The 3956-nt window shown below is 69.3% G+C and carries 4 protein-coding genes; 2 read left to right on the top strand and 2 right to left on the bottom strand.

What is annotated here, in order from left to right; translation table 11 throughout:
• Together J7E68_RS15065 and J7E68_RS15070 are read left to right on the top strand one after the other, a co-directional pair.
• A partial coding sequence (locus J7E68_RS15065; RefSeq protein WP_396652512.1) for an adenosine deaminase occupies positions 1–632 on the top strand: 632 nt, incomplete at its 5' end.
• A 25-nt stretch (positions 633–657) separates the two neighbouring features.
• Positions 658–1515 carry a carbohydrate kinase family protein gene (locus J7E68_RS15070; RefSeq protein WP_215173938.1) on the top strand — a complete coding sequence of 286 codons (858 nt, stop codon included), beginning with the start codon at positions 658–660 and terminating at the stop codon, positions 1513–1515.
• 12 nt (positions 1516–1527) lie between these two features.
• On the opposite strand, the gene J7E68_RS15075 is transcribed toward J7E68_RS15070, so the two are convergent.
• Both J7E68_RS15075 and J7E68_RS15080 read right to left on the bottom strand, forming a co-directional pair.
• On the bottom strand, positions 1528–2277 hold the full coding sequence (locus J7E68_RS15075) for an alpha/beta hydrolase (protein ID WP_215173940.1): 750 nt from the start codon (positions 2275–2277) through the stop codon (positions 1528–1530).
• A gap of 48 nt (positions 2278–2325) precedes the next feature.
• Entirely contained in the window at positions 2326–3633 is a 1308-nt protein-coding gene (locus J7E68_RS15080; protein WP_215173942.1) for an NAD(P)/FAD-dependent oxidoreductase, read from the bottom strand.
• Positions 3634–3956 lie beyond the last annotated feature (323 nt).

A 3956-nucleotide genomic window follows, 5' to 3' on the forward strand; every position in this document is an offset into this window, starting at 1 on the left:
GCCAGAGCATCCGCGTCGGCCAGCTGATCACCGCGATGCGCCACACCGACCGCTCGCGCGAGATCGCCGAGCTCGCGGTGAGCTTCCGCGGCCGCGGCGCCGTCGGCTTCGACATCGCCGGCCCGGAAGACGGGTTCCCCGCCCCGAACCACCGGGCGGCCGAGGCGGCGGGCCCGGCATCGATCCGCTCGGCACTGCTCGACGGCCGCGCACTGCGCCTCGGACACGGCGTGCGGATCGCCGAAGACCTGCAGGTCATCACCGAGGAGGGCGATGAGGTGCAGGTGCAGTTCGGCGACCTGGCGCGCTGGGTGCGCGACCGCGAGATCCCGCTCGAGCTGTCGCCGTCGTCGAACCTCCAGACCGGAGCGATCGCCGCGTGGGGCAACACCATGGCCGATCACCCGTTCGACCTGCTCTACCAGCTCGGTTTCGCCGTGACGGTCAACGTCGACAACCGCACGATGAGTGCGACGTCGCTGACGCGCGAGCTGTCGCTGCTCGTCGAGGCGTTCGAGTACGACCTCGACGATCTCGAGACCTTCCAGTTCAACGCCGCCGCAGCCGCATTCCTCCCGGTCGAGGAGCGCGAAGAGCTGGTCGAGATGATCGCAGAGGGCTTCGACATCTGATCGGCGGGTGTCGGGGACCACGCGCATGACCGCATCCGTCTTCGTCGCGGGGCCCGTCTCGTGGAACTCGATCGTCGTGCTCGACCGACTGCCCGAGCCCGTGCCGCACATGCAGTTCGCCGAGGCGAGCTGGGAGACGCTCGGAGGAACGAGCGCGGGAAAGGCCTTGAGCCTGACCGCTCTCGGCCGTCCGACGCTGCTCTATGCGCTGACTGCGGCAGACGAACCGGGCGACCGCATCCGTGCGGCGATGGCCGAGGCCGGAGTCCGCGCACTCTGGGGTGCGGGCGACGCGACGGAACGTCATCTGAACCTCATGACGCGGCAGGGCGGTCGGGTCTCGCTCTACCTCGCCTCCCCGGCAGCGACAGACGGCACGCACGATCCGGATCTGCATGCGGCGATGAGCGCTGCGGACGTCATCGTCCTCGACCTCGCCGCAGAGCCGCTGCGCCTGCTCCCCGCGGCGCGCGACACGGCGAGACCGATCTGGGTCGACGTGCACGACTACGACGGCACGGCCGACTTCCACAGGCCGTTCCTCGCGGCCGCGGATGCGGTGTTCTGCAATGCGGATCGCCTCGACGATCCGGTGGCGTTCCTGCGATCGCGCGTCGAGGCCGGGGCATCGCTCGCGGTCTGCACGCTCGGTGCGGAGGGGGCAGTCGCCGTCGACGCCGAAGGCAGCGTGCACCGGATCTCCGCCGTGCCCGTCGAGGTCATCGACACGAACGGCGCGGGCGACGCGTTCCTCGCCGGCGTTCTCGACGCCCGGCTCGAGGGAGCCGACGTGCCCGCGGCGCTCACTGCGGGCGCGCGATCGGCGGCGTCAGCGCTCGGCACCCGACACCTGCATCCGTCGCTCGATCGCGTTCTCGGCTGACCGGTCGCGTCGTCAGTCCCGCGGCACCTCGGCCATGAACGGGACGAGGATCCGAGACACCTCGGAGTGCATCTCGTCGCTCGAGAGCGCGGGCTCTCCGTCGCCCGCCTGCGGGCCGTAGTCGCCGAACGAGGCGTGGGATGCGCCCTCGATCTCGACCATCTCGGCGTCCGCGGGCAGCAGGTCGCGCGCCGCGTCGATCTTGTCCGGCGTCGACAGGCCGTCTTCGCTGCCCGAGATGCTCAGCACCGAGAGGTCGGTCTCCGAGACGTCGTTCGAGCAGTACGAGCCGAACAGCACGAGTGCCTCGGCGTCGGCTGCGAGCTGGCAGGCCCGCACACCGCCCAGCGAGTGTCCGCCGATGGCCCAGTCGTCGATGTCGGGGGCAGCGGAGGTGAAAGCGTCGAGGCCGCGCAGATCGAAGAACGCGAGGTTCAGCCACGGGCGGGTGATGACCACCGTGACGCCGTCTTCAGCGAGGCTCTGCAGGATGGGGGCGTATGCCCAGGGATCGACCTTCGCGCCGGGAATGAAGACCAGGCCCACCTCGGAGTCGCCGTCGGCCGGCGTCAGGACGATGCCCTGTTCGGCGTCCTCGACATGGATCGCGGTGTTGTCGCGGACGCTCGCGAGCGGCTCCTTCTCGGCGGGCATCACCCCGATCTGGCTCCAGGCGACGATGCCGCCGATTCCGAGCACGAGGACTGCGACGAGTCCCCAGAGGATCACCGTGATGACGCGACGGCCACGCTTCTTCTGCACGTCGTCAACGTTACGGCGTGCGGATGTGAGCGACCTCGACGCCGGCGCTCAGACCCGGCCGGCCGCCATCGGCGATTCCAGCTCGCTCTTCTCGCGTCGCGCCGCGCCGCGGTAGGCGTCCTTGTTGACGTAGTAGGCCATTCGCTCGAGGCCGAGGTATCGGTAGCCGCCGGTGAGGTCGGGCCATGCCTCCGAGGTGACGCGCGTGCGGAACCTGTCCGCTCGAGCGGGGGCGTGCTGCACGGCGTCGAGATAGGCCGCGAGCAGCTCCGCCTGCTCGTAGCGGCCCTGCCAGCCGATGCCCGAGGCCTCGATCATCCCCATCACGTAGAGGCCGTTGAACGAGGCGGGGAAGACGTTCAGGAACAGTCGGGGGGAGGCGCCTCCCCAGTGCAGATGCCGCCGGTTGACGAAGGGGTAGTCGAGCCGATAGCCGGTGGCGAGCAGCACCAGATCGTAGTCACCGGCGGTCTCGTCGCGGAACCGCACGGTCGTGCCGTCGAAGCGCTCGACATCGGGCCGAATGCGCAGATCGCCCTGACCCAGGTGGTTCAGGATCATGGTGTTCACGATCGGGTGGGATTCGTAGATGCGGTAGTCGGGCTTCGGGAAGCCGAAGCGCGCCGGATCGCCGGTGAACGCCCGGAGCACCCGGCTGTCGATCGCCTGCTTGAGGCGCGCCGGCAGCGGCCGCCCCTGGTTGAGGGTGTCGCTCGGACGTCCGAACAGGTATCGCGGCACGAAGTAGTAGCCGCGACGCACGCTCATGTCGACCGACGCGGCATGGTGAACGGCGTCGACCGCGATGTCGCATCCGGAGTTGCCCGCTCCGATCAGCAGCACTCTCTTTCCGGAGAGCTGAGAGGGGGAGGTGTAGGAGCTCGTATGCATGAGCTCGCCGGTGAAGTCTCCGGGGAACGAGGGTACGTTCGGCTCCGCAAGGGTGCCGTTCGCGAGCACGACGCCTGCGTACCATCGAGTGTGCTCGCCGTCGGGCCCGGAGCTGGTGAGATCCCAGCCCCCGTCGCGCGGTTCGAGACGGGTGACCCGTGTCTCGAAGCGGAAGAGATCGCTCAGACCGAAGTGCTCGGCATAGTCCTCGAAGTACTGCCGCAGCACCCGGTGACCCGGATAGTCGACGGAGGAACGCATCGGGAACTCGGCGAACTCGGTCGTGGTGCGGGAGGAGATCAGGTGCGCGGACTCGTACATGGTGCTGCGCGGATTGTCGATGTCCCAGAGCCCGCCGACCCCGGTGGATGCCTCGAAACCGTCGACGCCGATCCCGCGCGTCGAGAGAGCGCGGGCGGCGGCGAGTCCTGACGGCCCTGCGCCGATGATCGCGTATCTGTTCATGCTGCTCCTGCACCTCGCTGTGCACGCACGTGCGCCCTCCGCCGATCGTATCGGCAGAGGGCGCAGGTGACTCGTGCCGCGACGCCCAGGAGGCGCGCAGGGCCGTCTGGCGTGAGGCCACGGCGTCTCGGATCGCGGGGAACAGCGGATGCTCGGGATCGAGACCGGTCGTCTGCGCGGTGAACGCGAGTGCATACTCGGTGCGCAGCAGCTGCTGCAGCTCGACCGCATGCTCATCATCGGGTTCCTAGAATTCGAGGGCAGCCGTGACCGCGCCGACGAGGGCGACGGTCGGGAGCCCCCGTTCGGCGGCCATCGCGGCC

It is taken from the genome of Microbacterium sp. ISL-103 (assembly GCF_018613995.1).
GTDB lineage: Bacteria > Actinomycetota > Actinomycetes > Actinomycetales > Microbacteriaceae > Microbacterium.

What these genes read in the sequence shown, in the direction of transcription:
- J7E68_RS15070 (WP_215173938.1), top strand. Translation starts at nt 658, where the DNA reads ATGACCGCATCCGTCTTCGTCGCGGGGCCCGTCTCGTGGAACTCGATC.
- J7E68_RS15080 (WP_215173942.1), bottom strand. Translation starts at nt 3,633, where the DNA reads ATGAACAGATACGCGATCATCGGCGCAGGGCCGTCAGGACTCGCCGCC.